The following is a 17,579-nucleotide window of genomic DNA, read 5'->3' on the forward strand; positions in this document are numbered from 1 at the left end:
TCGAAAACTTACGCCGACCTGCGCATGCCACGCCCGGGATACCCTTCGACGCGCCGATGGCCACAGATAGTCTGGTCGGCAAATGAGTATTCGGCGGTCTCCCAGCAGGCCTGATTGGGGACGAATGCTCGCCTGGCGGCTGTTTCAGGTGCTCACCGTGGCGGCGTTGGTCTGGGCAGGTTGGCGGCTGCTAGGGCACGTCCCCTACCGCATCGACATCGACGTTTATCGGATGGGCGGGCAAGCCTGGCTCGACGGCAGGCCGCTGTACGCCGACGGCGTCATGTTCCACACCCGCGGCGGGCTTGATCTGCCGTTCACGTACCCGCCGCTGGCCGCCGTCCTGTTCGCGCCCTTCGCGCTGTTGTCGCTGGACGGGGCCAGCATCGCCATCACGCTCTCCACACTGATCCTGCTGATAGTCGCCACGACCATCCTGCTGACCCGCCTGGACGTGTGGCCGGACCCGGCAGAAGGCAAGAGCGCCGTCACCTCCGAGCCGGCCTGGCTGCGCCGGACCTGGCTGGCCGCCGCGATCGTGGCTCCCGCGGTCATCTACTTCGAGCCGATCCGATCGAACTTCGACTTCGGCCAGATCAACGTCGTGTTGATGACGCTGGTCATCGCCGATTGCGTCCCGCGTAAGACGCCGTGGCCTCGCGGCTTGCTGCTGGGCTTGGCGATCGCCCTCAAGCTCACCCCCGCGGTGTTCCTGCTGTACTTCGTGCTCCGCCGGGACACCCGCGCGGTGCTCGTCACCGCGGCGTCGGCTGTCGTTGCCACGCTGGCGGGGGTGGCGTTCGCCTGGCGCGACTCGTTCGAGTACTGGACGGAGACGGTCCGCAACACCGATCGCATCGGCACAGCGACGTTGAACACCAACCAGAACATCGCGGGAGCCCTCGCCCGGCTGGGCCTCGGCGAAAGTGTGCGGTTCGTGTTGTGGACGGTCGCCTGTTTCGCGGTGCTCGCGCTGACAGTGTGGGCCGTGCGGAGGCTCTTGAAAGCCGAGCAACCGGTCCTCGCGCTGATCTGTGTGGCGATGTTCGGACTGGTGGTCTCGCCGGTGTCCTGGTCCCATCACTGGGTATGGGTGTTGCCCACCGTGTTGGTCACCGGCATCGTGGCCTATCGCCAACGGCACGTGGCGCTTGGTGTCGTCGCCGCGGCGGGCGTCGCCCTGATGATCTGGACGCCGATCGCGCTGATGCCCGAACACGAAGAAACCGCGGCGTCGCTATGGCGGCAGCTGGTCGGCGGTTCCTACGTGTGGTGGGCAATCGCGGTGATCATCGTGACGGGCACGGTGTCGTTACGCCCTGCGCTGCGCAACGACCCCGCGGTCGATCAGGCGCGCGTCCCTGCAGTCAGCTAGCCCGCGGCGACCTCGGGCATCCTGGCCGACGGCTTGGCCGTGAGTTCGGCCTTGCCGCCCTTGATATCGGCGGCGTAGAGGTCGACGTACTCCTGACCGGACAGCCGCATCAGCTCGTACATCACCTCGTCGATGACCGCGCGCTCGATGAACCTGTTGCCTGCCAGGCCTTCGAACCGGCTGAAATCCATGGGCTTGCCGAACTTCACGGCGACCCGACCGAACCGCCACATCTTGCTGCCGGGTGGGTTGACGACGTCGGTTCCGATCATCGCGACTGGAATCACCGGAACACCGGTCTCCAGCGCCACTCGCGCCAGGCCCGTCTTGCCCTTGTAAAGCCGTCCGTCGGGCGAGCGGGTGCCCTCGGGGTACATGCCAAGGAGCTTGCCCTCACCGAGGACGCGGGCGGCGGTGGTCAGCGCGGCCTGTGCACTGTCGGCATCGGAGCGGTCGATCGGGACCTGGCCCGCGACTGTGTAGAACCAGCGCTGAAACCAGCCCTTGATCCCGGTCCCGGTGAAGTACTCGGACTTGGCCAGGAAGGTGATCCGTCGGCTCACCACCAGCGGAAGGTAGAAGCTGTCTGCGACGGCGAGGTGGTTGCTGGCGAGGATCACCGGCCCCGAGCGCGGAACATAGTCCAGCCCTTCGACTTTCGGTCGGCCTAGTAGCGACAGCAAAGGACCCATGAAGATGTACTTGAACAGCCAATACCACATGGGCCCCTCCTGATGATCGAACACACCCCGGTGTTCTGCGACAACTGTACCCACGCACTGGAGGATGCGACCACAACACAGCCTCGGCGACGCGAGAATGAACTCAGCTACTCCTCGACCGTTACCGGAATGTGCTGATATCGCCCGGGACCCGGTGGTGTGGGCCCGTCCCCGTTAGGCGGTTCCGGTGGCGGCGGAGGCGGTCCGTCCGGCGGCGGAGGTGGTGCACCACCCGACTGCCCCGACTCCGGCTGCTCGATCAGCGCCCGCACGACCGCCAGCAAGGCGACGCTGTGATCAGCGATGACCGTCAGCAAGGGGTGCTGCTCTCCGGACGCCAGCGCGGCGAGTGCGCACACCGGGCACCACACCTGCTGGCACTTGCCAGGACTGGACCCGGCGGCTGCCGCGCGCGCCGCGGCCAATCGCAGCGCGGGGTCGAGCCGGTCCAGGATGGTCTGCGCCAACTGACGCAGCTCCGGACCGATATCGGAGTGTTCGCCATTCACTTAGGCCACACCTCCGGATTCGGTCGGAACCGCACTGTCAGCTCGCTGCCCCGCAGCTGCGCGTCCATCACGATGCAACGACGCAGTACAGAAGCCAGCCGAACACGGCGCCGCATTCCGCCGGCACCGATGATCAAGTCGTCGTCGACGCGCCCGAGCGAAAGGGCGGCTGAGTCGACCTGCGGCAACTCTAGCCGCATTCGGTAGACGGCTTCGAGACCGGATCCGGATTCCCGGTCCACGATCGGCCGCAGCGGACCCGGGGGCGGCGAACCGTCGCGCTTGCGTGCGGCGTCGAGCAGCTCGCCGAGCGCTTTGGCGCCGATCGGCTCGCCGGCCAGGTGCGGTACAAGCACGAGCTGGACGTCACCGATCGTGGTGTCCAGCTCGTCGAGAACCGACCGCTGCTCGGAGATCCGCTCGGAGTACCAATCGAATGCCGGATGGTCGGGCAGGTTGCGGTACTCATACGAATCGTCCTGCACCAGAATCTGGTTGACGATCAACTCGTCGATCCGGACACCCATCAGTGCCAGCGAGCCCAGCGTGCGCGCCGCCTCCGCGGCGACGACCCGTTCAGCGGTCATCACCAGGTGCGCACTTAGTACGGATCCGTCGGTGAGCAGAGCGCTCAGCCGTTCGGTGCCCGCGCCGATGCGCTCCACGAGTCCCACGACCGCGGCCGAGCGAGCGTCCTCAGTGCCGGACAGCCGGCGATGCCGTGGCCAGGCCCGCTCCAAGTACAGCGCGAACGTCGCGGGCAACGTGAGCATGCGCAGCGCGTCGGCGGTCGACGCGCAGTCGACCACGACGTGATCCCACTCGCCCGACGCCGCCAACTCGCCGACCTCGTGCAGCCCGAGCACTTCCTGGATGCCGGGTAGCGCTGAGAGTTCCTCTGGGGCAACGCTTCCCAGATCCGACTCGGGGAATCTGCCGGCCAGCATGCCGGCGATGTCGCGCCAATGGGTCTCGAGCAGCGCCAAGGTGTCGAGGGCGAGCGCGTCGAGGAAACCGCCGGTGTCCTGGCCGCTGTCGAGATCGGCGAACACCCGAGTCGGTGCCCTGCTTCCGGTCGGATCGATCGGGGTGCCCAGCACGTCACCGATCGAGTGCGCCTGGTCCGTTGACACCAGCAGCACCCGCATACCCGAGCGCGCGTCGCGTACAGCGGTGGCCGTCGCCAACGTTGACTTCCCTACGCCGCCCTTACCGACGAAAAGACTGATCCGGGCCGTCTCACTCAGCCTCGGCTCGTTTCTTGAGGTCCTTCAACGCGGTATCGGTGAGGCGCCGTTCAGCCTTGCGCTTCAACAACCCGATCATCGGGATGATCAGGTCGACCGACAACTCATAGGTGACGTCGGTTCCGGAACCCTTGGGCGACAGACGATATGCGCCGTTCAGGGACTTCAGCAGCGAGCTGGACACCAGTGTCCACTCCACCGATCCGGCCTCGACCTGCTTCCAGTCGTATGCCAGCACCATCGTGTCCTTGAGCACGGCGGCGTCCAGCACCAGACGCGCGGTCCTCGGATATCCCCCCGGACCCGCCTCGAGGACCTCACAGTCCTTGTATTCGTTGACCCACTCCGGATAGGACGCGATGTCGGCGATGACACCCATGACCGTCGAGGGGTCGGCGTCGATGTAGATGGTCTGCGCCGTCTTGTCCGCCACTGCCTTCTTCCCCGTCCAATTGTCGCTGGCAGAAAATCTACCCGTTGGGTCGCGCTTGAACCCAAGTGTCATGCCAGCCGGGACACTCCGACCGGGCGCGTCGCCTCCAGGCGCCGCTTGATCTCGAACGCCATCTCTTTGCCCGCGACCCGGCGTCGATGGTTCATCTTGGCGAGGTTCATCTTCGCCAGCTGCCAGGCCGCCACGCCCGACGGTTCAGCGTGCAGAAAATAGTGCAGGGTCACCCCGTCCAGGATGGGCTGCAGCCAGACTTCCATTGTTCCGGTGAGCGCGCCCGTCACCGTCCACCGCTGACCGACCTCACCGCGGTCCTCGACGACGGTCAACCGCAGGTCGGGCCACCAGCGGCGCCAGCTCGCGGGATCTCCAACCGCCATTCCCACCTCGACCGGGTCGGCCGAGATGAACGTCTCGTCGGCGATCTGGATGCTGTTCATGGAGCAATAGCTTCACACATGTGCCCCGGCGGCTGTCGAGGGTGGCCGACTACGCTGATGAACGGCAAAGCCGCTAGTCGAGAGGCCATGATCGTGCGTGAGTTCAGTGTTCCCGCCTCGTTCACCGTGGGTGAGCACGACAACGTCGTCAGCTCCGTCTTCAGCCACGAGCGCGACGACCCCGACCATGTGATCTTCCAGCGCCTCGTCGACGGCGTGTGGACCGATGTCACCTGCAGGGAAGCCGCCGACCAGATACGTTCGGCGGCACTGGGGTTGATCGCCGAGGGTGTCGCACCCGGTGATCGCGTCGCCGTCCTGTCGGCGACCCGCTACGAGTGGCCGATCCTGGACTTCGCGATTCTCGCCGCGGGCGGCGTCACGGTGCCGATCTACGAGACCAGCTCCGCCGAACAGGTGAAGTTCGTGCTCCAGGACTCCGGCGCGGTGCTCATCTTCGCCGAGACCGACGCGCACGCCGACAACATCGAGCAGTTCAAGGGCGAGGTGCCCTCGTTACGCAAGGTGCTACGGATCGACGGGTCGGACACCCCTGCGCTGGACGCGCTCGCCGAAGCGGGCACGTCGGTGGACGTCAAACAGCTCGACGACCGGCTGGCCGGCGTGAAGTTGTCGGACCCCGCGACACTGATCTACACATCGGGTACCACCGGCAGGCCGAAGGGCTGCCAGCTCACCCACTCCAACCTGCTTTACGAGATTCGCGGCGCCAAGGACTGCTTCCCCACACACCTGGCCAAGGGCGAGCGGATGCTGGTGTTTCTGCCGCTCGCGCACGTGCTGGCCCGTGCGATCACCGTCGCCGCATTCACCAACAAGGTGACGCTCGGGTTCACCAGCGACATCAAGAACCTCGTGCCTACGTTCGCGGTCTTCAAGCCGACACTGGTGGTGTCGGTACCGCGGGTGTTCGAGAAGGTGTACAACACCGCCGAGCAGAACGCCGAAAGTGGCGGCAAGGGGAAGATTTTCGCGGCCGCCGCCGATACGGCGATCGAGTGGAGCAAGGCGCAGGACAGCGGCGGCGCCGGGCTGGTGCTCAGGGCGAAGCACGCGTTGTTCGACAAACTCGTCTACGGCAAGCTGCGTGCCGCACTCGGCGGCAACTGCCACGCTGCGATTTCGGGCGGCGCCCCGCTGGGCGCGCGTCTCGGCCACTTCTATCGCGGGGTGGGCCTGTCCATCTACGAGGGTTACGGGCTCACCGAGACCAGCGCGGCGATCACCGTGAACCGCGTCGGAGACCTGCGCGTGGGTTCGGTCGGCAAGCTGCTTCCCGGCAACAGCATGAAGCTCGGTGAGGACGGTGAGCTGCTGGTCAAGGGTGGCGTGGTGTTCAGCGGCTACTGGGGCAATGAAGCTGAGACCAACGCGGTGTTCTCCGATGGCTGGTTCCACACCGGCGATCTGGGCGCCATCGACGACGACGGCTTCCTGACCATCATCGGCCGGAAAAAGGAGATCATCGTCACCGCGGGCGGTAAGAACGTCGCACCCGCCATTCTCGAGGACCGGCTGCGTGCCCACCCGCTGATCAGTCAGGCGATGGCGGTCGGCGATGCCAAGCCGTTCATCGCGGCGCTCATCACGATCGACCCCGAAGCGTTCGACGGCTGGAAGGAGCGCAACGGGAAGAGCGCTGGCGCATCGGTGGGCGACCTCGTGACCGACCCGGACCTCGTCGCCGAGATCGACCTGGCCGTCAAAGAAGCCAACCAGGCGGTATCCAAGGCCGAGGCGATCCGCAAATTTCGCATCCTGGGAGTCGATTTCACCGAGGACACCGGCGAGCTGACACCGACGATGAAGGTCAAGCGCAAGGTGGTGGCCGAGAAGTTCGCGACCGATATCGAGGGTCTGTACGAGTAGGACTAAAGCAGGTCGGACAACCTGGCGGCCTGATCCTTCCACTGCCAATTGTCGACGACCCAGCGCCGTCCGGCCGCGCCCATCCGCGCGGCCCGATCGGGATCGGAGAGCAGGTCGCCGACGGTCGACGCGATAGCGCCGACGTCCCAGCCGTCGACCACCAACCCGGTCTCGCCGTCGACGACGGTTTCCGGCGCACCACCCGAACGGCCCGCCACCACCGGCACTCCAGACGCCGATGCCTCCAGGTAGACGATGCCGAGCCCTTCGACATCGAGACCGGCGCCTCTGGTACGGCACGGCATCGCGAACACGTCAGCCATCGCGTGATGAGCGGGTAGCTCCTCGCCCGGCACGCCGTCGGTGAACACCACATGCTCGGACACCCCGAAGTCGTGCGCCAGGCGGCGCAGTGATTGGCCGTAGGGGCCGCCACCGACGATCACCAGCGCGGCACCGGGCACGCGTTGCCGGATCGCGGGCAGCGCACGGATCAACATGTCCTGACCCTTGCGTGGCACCAGCCGCGACAGGCAGACCACGACGGGGCGGTCGCCCAACCCGTAGCGGGCGCGCAGCTCCGCGCGCGCGATCTCGTCGGGCGCAAACCGTTCGGTGTCCACGCCCGGCGGCAGGTGCTCGAGCGCAGCCTGCGGACCGAACGCGGACGCGAACCGCCGCCTGGTGTAGCCGCTGACATACGTGACCGCGTCAGTTCCGGATCCGATGCGGCGCAACGCCGTCCGCGCCAGCGGGAGCATCGACCACCCCACCTCGTGGCCGTGGGTACTCGCGATCACCCGGCCCGCACCGGCGTCACGGGCCAGCGGCGCCATCAATGCCAGCGGGGCGGCCGCACCGAACCAGACGGTATCGGCCTTGTGCTGTTCGATGAGTCGCCGCATCCGCCCCACGACGGACGGTTCGGGCAGCATCAGCGTGGTCGGATGCCGCACGACCTCGTAGGCGGCGGCCCGATCGAACTCGTCGGCACCCTTCCATTTGGGCGCGTACACCGTCAGCGTGTGCGCACCCGCGTCGACCAGGTGGCCCACAAATTCCTGCAGGTACGACTGGATGCCGCCACGTCTGGGCGGAAAATCGTTGGTAACCAGCAAGACCCGACTCATCGCCCGTCAGGCTATTCCCCCTACCCTCCGGGTGGGAGGTGCCCCCAGGTCAGCCACTGCCGCCACGCAGCCAACACTCCGTCGAGATCGGTCCCGAGGGTGTCCTGTACCGCGGTGGCGACGTCGGGGTGGTCGTGTCCGCAGGCCCGTACGTAGAGCGCCTTGAGGGCCGCGGTGCCGTACTCCTGCGCCACGAACCGGCTGAACCACCAGGCGCGGTCGTAGGCCAGCGAGCGGTCGGGTCCGCTCAACTCTGCGTCGGTCGGCAGTGCCTCCTGCGCCGTGGCGGCCGCGTCGTCGGGCAGAGGTGCCGACGGCCGGCCGACGAAGTCGGCCACTCCCTCGGTGAGCCACTGCGGCGCGTCGGCCGCGGTGGCGTCGCGAGCCGCGAAGTGGAAAAGCTCGTGACGCAACACGATTCGCAATGATTCGTCGCTCATCTGCGCGGCCCCGGCAGCGAACATGATCCGTTCACCGGTGGTGGTGGCCGCGGTGTGGGAGTCGCCGCCGCCCACCGCGGCGAACTGCTCATCGGTGCCTGCCGCCACGATGACGATCTCGCGCGGCCAGTCCGGCCCCCAGAATGCGCTGACGGCGTCCGCCGCGTCATCGAGTTGCGCGGCGATCCGATGCAGCAGCGGGGCCGTGCGGTCCGCGAGACCGACGAGGCGCACAGTGCGGCCGTCTCTCAGCGTCTGCGTGGTCGACGCAGAGGTGGGCGTGGTGAGCGACGCAGGTGCGGCCATCGACGGGCCGACGGACGTTGGTGCGGTTCTGCCGACGATAAGTAGTGCGCACAGCAGTTCGGTGATCAGAACTGCTGCGAGAGTTGTCCTGCTCTTCGCGACGGTCAGTAGCGGCGAACGTTGTAGATCGGTGCGTTGTCCACCGGCGCGACGCGCACGGGCGTGCCGTAGGTCGACGCGTGCACCATCATTCCGTTGCCGATGTAGATGGCCGTGTGCGATGCGTCGGAGTAGTAGTTGACGACATCGCCCGGCTGCATCTGGTCAACGGAGACCGGCGATCCCCCGTTGGCCAACGCCTGGCTGGAATGCGGCAGCGAGATGCCTGCCTGCTGGAACGACCACTGCACCAGCCCGGAGCAGTCGAACGCGTTCGGGCCCGACCCGCCCCATGAGTAGGGCGATCCGATGCGGCTCAGCGCGGCCTGGATCACCGTGGGGCCGTGGCCCCCGAGCGGAGGCGCCATGTCACCTGGCGGAATGCCGGGAGAGGGAACTGCGCCGGCGGGCGGCGGAGCGATGCCGGGAGGCGCCATCGCCAGGATCTGCGGATCGCCCGGGGGCAGCGGAGCCGGTGGTGGCGGCGGCGGGGGTCCGGGCGGCAGGGCGGCGAGGGCCTCACGCTGGTTGGGAGTCAGGGATTCGTACTGCGACTTGACGATCGCGATGTCGACCTGCAGTTTGCTTTGCTTGGACTGGAGATCCGCGCGGACCGCGGCGGCCTGCTCGGCGGCGGTCTTCGCCTCGGCGGCCGACTTCGCCGACGCCTGCTCGGCGACCGTGGCCCGTGCGCTGGCCTCGCGGAAGCTCTTCATCTGCGATGACATCTCGGCAGCCATCACCCGCTGCACCGACATCTGATCGATCAGGCCCTGCGGCGACGACGCGGTCAGCAGGGCGTTCATGCCGTCGGGTCGGCCACCCATGTACTGCGCGGCGGCAACCCTGTTGACGTTGGTTTGGAACGTGGCCAGTTGCGACCTGGCTGAATCGAGCGCACCGGCGTCAGCGGCGTGCTTGGCCTCGGCAGCCTCTTGAGCCGCCAGCTTGTCGTTCAAATCCAACTGTGCGGAGTGCATGGCCTCGGTCGTCTGCTCGGCCTGGCGCGACAATTCGTTGAGCTTCGCCAACGCGTCGTCAGCGGGATCGGCCTGCACACTAGACGCGAGGATGCCGCCGAATAAGGTCAAGCCGGCTATCGCACCAATTGCGGGTCGCTTAAGAACACGAGTGAACCAATGAGTGCGTTCGAAACTCAAGATTTTGCGTCCTTCAACTGCCGTGACGGAGCCGCATCGAGCTGCGCTTAGGTCTCAGATAGGTTACGAAACGGCATCGCCCTTGTCCAACAGAAGACGCAAATTTAACAGTTGACGCCACATCTGCAACAACCGGCCCAGCTGTCGCGTGTTATCACGCAACGCCAGAGTTATTGCGGCCGTGGATCGGAACCAGTCGAAGCCGTGGCGCCAATCCCACGTCAGCGAGCACCTCAAGCGCCCGACGTTCGTCGTCGAGCAAAGTTTCGGGGATACCGAGCAACACGCTCACAACGCAGTCCTCACAGCCCGGGCCGCGCACCGCGCAGTCATCGCAGTCGATGGTGACCGTGCCCGGCCTTTCGTCGTTATCAGTCATTCCGCAGTCCTCCTGCTCTGTGTTGCCCGCACGGTATCGCCGGGCACCGACAACAAAGTTCGGACGGCGTGGCAAGGCCCAGCCTGGCGGCATTTGTCGGTCCCGTTCCCTACCGTCAGCGCATGGGCCAGCTCAGCTTCGCTGATGTCGATCCCCTGGCTGATGTGTCGCTGCGCGAGACCACCTTCGTCGTCGTGGACCTCGAAACCACGGGCGGGCGCGCGAGCGGTGACAACCACGACGCCATCACCGAGATCGGCGCCGTCAAGGTGCGTGGCGGCGTCGTTCTGGGCGAACTCGCCACGCTGATCGACCCCGGCCGCAGCATCCCGCCGCAGATCGTGTCGCTGACCGGGATCACCACGGCGATGGTGTGCGATGCGCCGAGGATCGATTCGGTGCTCCCGTCGTTCTTGGAGTTCGCCCGCGGCGCTGTGCTCGTCGCGCACAACGCCGGCTTCGATGTCGGATTCCTGCGCGCGGCCGCCGAGCGCGCCCAGATCACCTGGCCGCGGCCGCCGGTGCTGTGCACGGTCCGCTTGGCGCGTCGAGTGCTCACCAGAGACGAGGCGCCCAGCGTGCGACTGTCGGCGCTGGCCCGGTTGTTCGGCGCCTCCACCACGCCCACGCACCGCGCCCTCGACGACGCCCGCGCCACCGTCGACGTCCTGCACGGGCTCATCGAGCGCGTCGGTAACCAGGGCGTACACACCTATACCGAGCTGCGCTCGTACCTGCCCGACGTCTCCCCCGCGCAGCGGCGCAACCGGCACCTCGCCTCATCACTGCCCCGCCGACCCGGTGTCTACCTGTTCCGCGGACCAGCGTCCGAGGTGCTCTACGTAGGGACGGCCGTCGATCTACGCCGCCGGGTCAGCCAGTACTTCAACGGCGCAGATCCGCGCACCCGCATCAAGGAGATGGCGTCGCTGGCCACCGCCGTCGACCACGTCGAGTGCGCGCACGATTTGGAGGCGGGCGTCCGCGAGCTGCGACTGCTAGCCGCCCACTCGCCGCCGTACAACCGCCGCTCGAAGTTTCCGCACCGATGGTGGTGGGTGGTGCTGACGGACGAGGCGTTTCCGCGCTTCTCGGTCGTGCGCTCGCCGAAGCACGCATCCGCGGTCGGCCCGTTCCGTGCCCGCGCCGACGCGGTACAGACCGCCGCGCTGCTCGCCCGCTTCACCGGCGTGCGGACATGTTCGGCGCGGCTGGGCCGCTCCGCGCTGCACGGCCCGAAGTGCCCCGAACACGAAGTCTCACCGTGCCCGGCGCCGCGCGACATCACCGCCGTCGAATACGTCGACGCGCCCATGCGCGCCCGCGACCTCATCGAAGGCGCCGACAGCAGTGCGTTGGCCGACGTGCTGGCGCATATCACCGAACTGGCGGGCCGCGCCCGCTACGAAACCGCGGCGCGGCTGCGCGACCACGCCACCACCGCCATCGACGTGCTCTGGCGTGGCCAGCGGTTGCGTGCGCTGGCCGATGTCAGCGAGATCGTCGCGGCGCGTCCGGACGGCGCCGGCGGCTGGCGTCTGGCAGTGGTCCGCCACGGGCAGCTGGCGTCGGCGGGAAACGCACCGCGCGGCGTTCCGCCGATGCCGGTCGTCGACGCGATATGTGCTGGCGCACAAGCGATTCTGCCGAGTTCGGCACCGCTCGGGGGGGCTCTCGTCGAGGAGACCGCGCTCATCGCGCGCTGGCTCACCCAGCCGGGCGTGCGGATCGTGCGCGCCGAATCCGGTTACGCCTCACCGGCACATGGCGCAGGCCGGTTCGCGGATTGGGCCGCAGCGGCGCGGTCGGCGCGCGTCGCGGCCGAACAGCTGGCCGAAACCCGTTCCGAATCAGAGCTTCTGACTGAACCCCACCCAACGCGCGAGCAGCTTTTCGGCCGCACCGGAGTCGATGGTCTCAGCAGCCCTGGCCAGACCCGACTCCCACGCAGGCACCCACTTGGCGTCGCTGGCTAGCCCCGCGTGGGCCACCATTGCGCCTGCCGCATTGAGCACCACGGCGTCGCGCACCGGGCCCTTCTCGCCGCCGAGCACCGCCCGCACCGACGCGGCATTCGTCTCCGCGTCACCACCCACCAGCTCGGATAGTTCGGCACGGGCGAACCCGAAGGCCATCGGATCGAACGTCAGCCGCTCGACCGTGCCGGCCTGAACGCGCCAGATGGTGCTCGTCGTGGTCGTGGTCAGCTCGTCGAGGCCGTCGTCTCCGTGCACCACCAGCACGCTGGAACGGCGGGCGGCGAACACACCGGCCATCACCTCGGCCAGGTCCCCCCACGCGCAACCGATCAGACCGGCCCGCGGTGATGCCGGATTCGTCAGTGGGCCAAGCAGATTGAATACCGTCGGCACTCCGATCTCACGACGCACCACACCGGCGTGCCGATAGGACGGATGGAACTGCGGCGCGAAACAGAAACCGATGCCGACCTCGGCGACGCTGCGCGCGACATCCTCGGGCCCGAGGTCGATACGCACCCCGAGTGCCTCGAGAGTGTCGGCACCACCTGAGAGCGACGACGCGGCCCGGTTGCCGTGCTTGACCACCGGGACACCGGCGGCCGCCACGACGATCGATGCCATCGTGGACAGGTTCACCGTGTTGGCACCGTCGCCTCCGGTACCGACGACGTCGACGGTGTCGGTGCCGATCGCCTCGGTCGGCACCCGTCGCGCATGCTTGAGCATGATGTCGGCCAACTCGGCGACTTCCGCGGAGTTCGGACGCTTCATCTTCATCGACACGCCGAAGGCGGCGATCTGAGCTGGAGTGGCCGTGCCGGTCATGATCTGATCCATCGCCCAGGCGGCCTGCCCGACAGCGAGCGCCTGACCAGTGGTTAGGCGGCCGAGGAGCTGGGGCCATGTGGGGGAATCAGCGGAAGTCACGCGCTGATTATGACGAATTGCTCACCCGGGTGGAGTTCAACAACTACAAAGCGTCATACTTGCGGATGTGACGAGCGCTGTAGGCACCTCGGGGACCGCTATCACGTCGCGAGTTCATTCCCTGAACCGGCCGAATATGGTCAGTGTCGGAACGATCGTCTGGCTCTCCAGTGAACTGATGTTCTTTGCCGGACTGTTCGCGATGTACTTCACCGCCCGCTCGCAAGCCGGCGGCAACTGGCCACCCGAGCCCACCGAGTTGAATCTCGCCCTGGCTGTTCCGGTGACGCTGGTGCTGATCGCATCGTCGTTCACCTGCCAGATGGGCGTGTTCGCCGCCGAGCGCGGTGACGTGTTCGGGCTGCGGCGCTGGTACGTCATCACGTTCCTGATGGGCCTGTTCTTCGTGATCGGCCAGGGCTACGAGTACGTCCATCTCGTCCATGAGGGGACGACCATTCCCGGCAGCGCGTACGGAACGGTCTTCTACCTGGCCACCGGCTTCCACGGTCTGCACGTCATCGGTGGGCTCATTGCCTTCCTGTTCCTGCTGACCCGAACCAGGATGAGCAAGTTCACGCCTGCTCAGGCCACCGCGGCGATCGTCGTCTCGTACTACTGGCACTTCGTCGACATCGTGTGGATTGCCCTGTTCGCCGTCATTTACTTCGTTCGGTGATCGGCTCGCCGATGCGTTCGTTGAGGGGTTCGAAGAGAAGGGGTTCGATGACCGAGAAGGCCACCGGAACCGGCAAGTCGGCGACTGTGAAGCGCCGTCGCCTGCGTCGTCGCCTGTCAGCAGCGATGCTCCTGCTCGTAGGGCTGGGCGTCGCCGGTGGGCTGGCCGCCACGCTCACTCCGACCCCCCAGGTGGCGGTTGCCGACGAGTCGCAGTCGGCGCTGCTGCGTACCGGCAAGGAACTGTTCGACACCTCGTGCATTTCGTGCCACGGCGCGAACCTGCAGGGTGTCGCCGACCGCGGACCCAGCCTCATCGGCGTCGGCGAGGCCGCCGTGTACTTCCAGGTCTCCACCGGCCGCATGCCCGCCATGCGCGGGGAGGCCCAGGCACCGCAGAAGCCCCCGCAATTCGATGAGGAGCAGATCGACGCCCTCGGCGCATTCGTGCAGGCCAACGGTGGCGGACCCGTCGTCCCGCGTGACGAGAACGGCGGCATCGCCAACGAATCGCTACTGGGCAGCGACGTCGCCCGCGGCGGTGACCTGTTTCGGCTGAACTGCTCGTCGTGCCACAACTTCACCGGTAAGGGCGGCGCGTTGTCGTCGGGTAAGTACGCACCCGACCTGGCCGGCGCCAACCCGGCGCAGATCTACACGGCGATGCTCACCGGCCCCCAGAACATGCCCAAGTTCTCCGACCGGCAGCTGTCGCCCGAGGAGAAGCGGGACATCGTCGCCTACGTCCGGATGGCCACCACGGCCCCCGACCCCGGCGGCTACGGCCTCGGCGGCTTCGGCCCCACGTCCGAGGGCATGGCGATCTGGATTATCGGCATAGTGGCCGTCGTCGTTGTGGCCCTGTGGATCGGAGCGCGAGCATGAGCGACGGCAGCGACGGCAACGTCAAGGGAACCGACACCCCCGGGCAGCAAGGCGTACCCGGTCAACCGACCGACGCCGAACTCGCCGCGATGTCGCGCGAGGAACTGTTGGAGCTCGGCGGCAAGCTCGACGGCGTCGAGATCGTCTACAAGGACGAGCGCTGGCCGGTTCCGGGCACCAAGGCCGAGAAGCGCGCCGAGCGCGTCGTGGCGTATTGGCTGATGCTGGGCGGCCTTTCGGGCCTGGCACTGCTGGTCGTCTTCCTGTTCTGGCCATGGGAGTACCGCAGCGGAGCCGAAGAAGGTCATCTCTGGTACGACCTCGCCACTCCGATGTACGGGTTGACGTTCGGGCTGTCGATCCTGGCCATCGGCATCGGCGCGGTGCTGTACCAGAAGAAGTTCATTCCCGAGGAGATCTCTATTCAGGAGCGCCACGACGGCGCGTCCCCCGAGATCCAGCGAAAGACCGTCGTAGCCAACCTCTCCGATGCGCTCGAATCGTCGACGCTGAAGCGGCGCAAGCTGATTGGCCTGTCGCTCGGGGTCGGGCTCGGCGCGTTCGGCCTCGGCACGCTGGTGGCGTTCGCCGGTGGTCTGATCAAGAACCCGTGGAAGCCCGTGGTGCAGACCGCCGATGGCAAGAAGGCGATTCTGTGGACATCGGGGTGGACCCCGCGCTTCAAGGGCGAGACCATCTTTCTCGCCCGCGCGACAGGCAACGGCACCTACGCCAAGATGCGTCCCGAGGACATCGACGCCGGCGGCATGGAGACCGTGTTCCCGTGGCGTGAGTCCGACGGCGACGGCACCACTGTCGAATCTCATCACCGGCTCGCCGAAATCACCATGGGCGTGCGTAATCCGGTCATGCTCATCCGTATCAAGCCGGTCGACTTGCCGAGGGTCGTGAAGCGAAAGAACCAGGAAAGCTTCAACTTCGGCGATCTGTTCGCCTACACCAAGGTGTGCTCTCACCTGGGCTGCCCGTCATCGCTCTACGAGCAGCAGACCTACCGCATCCTCTGCCCGTGCCACCAGTCGCAGTTCGACGCGTTGCACTTTGCGAAACCCATATTCGGCCCGGCTGCGCGCGCGTTGGCGCAGCTGCCCATCACCATTGATCAGGACGGATTCTTGGTCGCCAACGGCGACTTCATCCAACCCGTCGGCCCGGCATTCTGGGAGCAAACAAATTGAGTCCGAAACTGCCAAAACCGCCAAGCATGGCCGAGATCGCAGCCGGCCAAGGCGACGCCATCGATTCGCGCTATCACCCGTCAGCAGCCGTACGCCGGCAGCTGAACAAGGTGTTCCCCACCCACTGGTCGTTCCTGCTGGGTGAAATCGCGCTGTACAGCTTCATCGTGCTGCTGCTCACGGGCGTGTACCTGAGCCTGTTCTTCGATCCGTCCATGGCCGAAATCGTCTACGACGGCGTGTATCAGCCACTGCGCGGCATCGAGATGTCAAAGGCCTACGCGTCGACGCTCGACATCAGCTTCGAGGTGCGCGGCGGCCTGTTCGTCCGCCAGGTCCACCATTGGGCGGCGTTGTTGTTCGCCGCGTCGATCATGGTGCACCTCGCCCGCATCTTCTTCACCGGCGCGTTCCGCCGGCCACGCGAGGCGAACTGGATCATCGGCTCCCTGCTCCTGATCCTGGCCATGTTCGAGGGTTACTTCGGTTACTCACTGCCCGACGACCTGCTGTCCGGCATCGGCCTGCGGGCTGCCTTGAGCTCCATCACGCTCGGCATGCCGGTGATCGGTACGTGGCTGCACTGGGCGCTGTTCGGCGGCGACTTCCCATGCGGCGGTGTCGGGTACCAGTGCGCGCAGGACGGCTACTGGATCCCGCGAATGTACTCACTGCACATCCTGTTGATCCCCGGGATCATCCTGGCGCTCATCGGAATTCACCTCGCGCTGGTGTGGTTCCAGAAGCACACCCAGTTCCCTGGTCCGGGACGGACGGAGTCGAACGTCGTCGGCGTGCGGGTCATGCCGGTGTTCGCGGTCAAGTCCGGCGCGTTCTTCGCGATGACCACTGGCATCCTCGGCCTGATGGGCGGCCTGCTACAGATCAACCCGATCTGGCAATTGGGTCCGTACAGACCGTCACATGTTTCGGCGGGCAGTCAGCCGGACTTCTACATGATGTGGACGGAAGGCCTGGCACGTATTTTCCCGGCCTGGGAGTTGTACTTCCTGGGTCATACCGTGCCCGCCCCGGTCTGGGTGGCGCTGATCATGGGCCTGGTCTTCATGCTGCTGCCGGCCTGGCCCTTCCTCGAGAAGAAGTTCACCGGCGACAACGCTCACCACAATCTGCTGCAGCGTCCCCGAGATGCACCGGTGCGCACCGCAATCGGCTCGATGGCGATTGCGTTCTACATGGTGCTGACGCTGTCGGCGATGAACGACGTCATCGCGCTGAAGTTCCACATCTCGTTGAATGCGACGACGTGGATCGGCCGCATCGGCATGGTGGTCCTGCCGGCGATCGTGTACTACATCGCCTACCGGTGGGCCATCGGGCTGCAGCGCAGTGACCGCGCGGTGCTCGAACACGGCATCGAGACCGGCATCATCAAGCGGTTGCCGCACGGTGCCTACATCGAGCTGCACCAGCCGCTCGGACCCGTCGACGACCACGGTCATCCAATTCCGTTGGAGTACCAGGGCGCAGCGCTTCCGAAGCGGATGAACAAGCTCGGCTTCGCCGGCGCTCCTGGCAGCGGCAGCTTCCTCAAGGGAGATCCGTTGTCGGAGAACGAGGCACTCGTCGAGGCCGAGCATGCTGCTCACCGCAAGGCGCTCACCGCATTGAAGGAGCACCAGGACCGCAACGGCTCGTCGAACGGGTCCTCCAACGGCGAGACGAACGGGCACCACTAGAGGCGGACGCCGCCGCTACGGCGGCGGCTCCGGATTAGTTTCGCCGAGGAGTTGCGCGGA

General features: G+C 66.6%; 16 protein-coding genes and 1 pseudogene. 7 read left to right on the forward strand and 10 right to left on the reverse strand.

What is annotated here, in order from left to right; all coding sequences use genetic code 11:
• The first annotated feature begins 82 nt into the window (after positions 1-82).
• Positions 83-1,375, forward strand: coding sequence for a glycosyltransferase 87 family protein (locus ACIA48_RS29650; protein WP_396739798.1), 1,293 nt, complete (start codon positions 83-85; stop codon positions 1,373-1,375).
• On the opposite strand, the gene ACIA48_RS29655 is transcribed toward ACIA48_RS29650, so the two are convergent.
• The 5 genes from ACIA48_RS29655 to ACIA48_RS29675 all read right to left on the reverse strand — a co-directional run bounded on the left by ACIA48_RS29655 (position 1,372) and on the right by ACIA48_RS29675 (position 4,744).
• Positions 1,372-2,097, reverse strand: a complete 726-nt coding sequence (locus ACIA48_RS29655) for a lysophospholipid acyltransferase family protein (protein WP_396739913.1) — start codon at positions 2,095-2,097, stop codon at positions 1,372-1,374. The genes ACIA48_RS29650 and ACIA48_RS29655 overlap by 4 nt on opposite strands.
• A gap of 107 nt (positions 2,098-2,204) precedes the next feature.
• Positions 2,205-2,606 (reverse strand): hypothetical protein, encoded by a 402-nt coding sequence (locus ACIA48_RS29660; protein ID WP_396739800.1) that lies wholly within the window; start codon positions 2,604-2,606, stop codon positions 2,205-2,207.
• Positions 2,603-3,853, reverse strand: coding sequence for an ArsA family ATPase (locus tag ACIA48_RS29665; RefSeq protein ID WP_396739915.1), 1,251 nt, complete (start codon positions 3,851-3,853; stop codon positions 2,603-2,605). The genes ACIA48_RS29660 and ACIA48_RS29665 overlap by 4 nt, the downstream gene beginning before the upstream one ends.
• Positions 3,846-4,286, reverse strand: a complete 441-nt coding sequence (locus ACIA48_RS29670) for an SRPBCC family protein (protein WP_396739801.1) — start codon at positions 4,284-4,286, stop codon at positions 3,846-3,848. The genes ACIA48_RS29665 and ACIA48_RS29670 overlap by 8 nt, the downstream gene beginning before the upstream one ends.
• A gap of 68 nt (positions 4,287-4,354) precedes the next feature.
• Positions 4,355-4,744, reverse strand: a complete 390-nt coding sequence (locus ACIA48_RS29675; protein ID WP_396739802.1) for a polyketide cyclase / dehydrase and lipid transport — start codon at positions 4,742-4,744, stop codon at positions 4,355-4,357.
• A gap of 93 nt (positions 4,745-4,837) precedes the next feature.
• Here ACIA48_RS29675 and ACIA48_RS29680 point away from each other — a divergent pair, with 93 nt between their 5' ends.
• Positions 4,838-6,634 carry an AMP-dependent synthetase/ligase gene (locus ACIA48_RS29680; RefSeq protein WP_396739916.1) on the forward strand — a complete coding sequence of 599 codons (1,797 nt, stop codon included), beginning with the start codon at positions 4,838-4,840 and terminating at the stop codon, positions 6,632-6,634.
• Positions 6,635-6,636: 2 nt separating this feature from the next.
• Here ACIA48_RS29680 and ACIA48_RS29685 read toward each other — a convergent pair whose 3' ends face one another.
• From ACIA48_RS29685 to ACIA48_RS29700, 4 genes are all read right to left on the reverse strand, one after another.
• Positions 6,637-7,764 (reverse strand): glycosyltransferase family 4 protein, encoded by a 1,128-nt coding sequence (locus ACIA48_RS29685; RefSeq protein WP_396739804.1) that lies wholly within the window; start codon positions 7,762-7,764, stop codon positions 6,637-6,639.
• A gap of 20 nt (positions 7,765-7,784) precedes the next feature.
• Positions 7,785-8,510 (reverse strand): DUF4157 domain-containing protein, encoded by a 726-nt coding sequence (locus ACIA48_RS29690; protein WP_396739805.1) that lies wholly within the window; start codon positions 8,508-8,510, stop codon positions 7,785-7,787.
• Between the two features lie 104 nt (positions 8,511-8,614).
• The gene (gene ripC / locus ACIA48_RS29695; RefSeq protein ID WP_396739807.1) at positions 8,615-9,769 is read right to left on the reverse strand and encodes a peptidoglycan hydrolase RipC; all 1,155 of its coding nucleotides are present in this window, start codon (positions 9,767-9,769) and stop codon (positions 8,615-8,617) included.
• A gap of 154 nt (positions 9,770-9,923) precedes the next feature.
• Positions 9,924-10,148, reverse strand: coding sequence for a hypothetical protein (locus ACIA48_RS29700; protein WP_396739809.1), 225 nt, complete (start codon positions 10,146-10,148; stop codon positions 9,924-9,926).
• Between the two features lie 122 nt (positions 10,149-10,270).
• Here ACIA48_RS29700 and ACIA48_RS29705 point away from each other — a divergent pair.
• Positions 10,271-12,061: pseudogene (locus ACIA48_RS29705) on the forward strand (DEDD exonuclease domain-containing protein); the annotation flags it as partial.
• Here ACIA48_RS29705 and trpD read toward each other — a convergent pair.
• On the reverse strand, positions 11,999-13,075 hold the full coding sequence (trpD, locus tag ACIA48_RS29710) for an anthranilate phosphoribosyltransferase (RefSeq protein ID WP_396739918.1): 1,077 nt from the start codon (positions 13,073-13,075) through the stop codon (positions 11,999-12,001). The pseudogene ACIA48_RS29705 and the gene trpD sit on opposite strands and share 63 nt — an antisense overlap.
• A gap of 49 nt (positions 13,076-13,124) precedes the next feature.
• Between trpD and ACIA48_RS29715 the strand changes: the two genes are divergently transcribed.
• The 4 genes from ACIA48_RS29715 to ACIA48_RS29730 are packed head-to-tail and all read left to right on the forward strand — an operon-like array spanning position 13,125 to position 17,519.
• Complete coding sequence (locus ACIA48_RS29715) at positions 13,125-13,736, forward strand: heme-copper oxidase subunit III (protein WP_396739811.1); 612 nt, start codon at positions 13,125-13,127, stop codon at positions 13,734-13,736.
• A gap of 47 nt (positions 13,737-13,783) precedes the next feature.
• Positions 13,784-14,620: a c-type cytochrome gene (locus ACIA48_RS29720; RefSeq protein ID WP_396739812.1), complete on the forward strand. Its 837-nt coding sequence runs from the start codon at positions 13,784-13,786 to the stop codon at positions 14,618-14,620.
• Entirely contained in the window at positions 14,617-15,819 is a 1,203-nt protein-coding gene (locus ACIA48_RS29725; RefSeq protein WP_396739814.1) for a ubiquinol-cytochrome c reductase iron-sulfur subunit, read from the forward strand. The genes ACIA48_RS29720 and ACIA48_RS29725 overlap by 4 nt, the downstream gene beginning before the upstream one ends.
• A complete protein-coding gene (locus tag ACIA48_RS29730) occupies positions 15,816-17,519 on the forward strand; it encodes a cytochrome bc complex cytochrome b subunit (protein ID WP_396739816.1) in 1,704 nt (567 codons plus the stop codon). Before ACIA48_RS29725 ends, ACIA48_RS29730 begins: the two co-directional genes overlap by 4 nt.
• Positions 17,520-17,579 lie beyond the last annotated feature (60 nt).

This window comes from Mycobacterium sp. NPDC051804 (assembly GCF_044452905.1).
Classification (GTDB): domain Bacteria; phylum Actinomycetota; class Actinomycetes; order Mycobacteriales; family Mycobacteriaceae; genus Mycobacterium.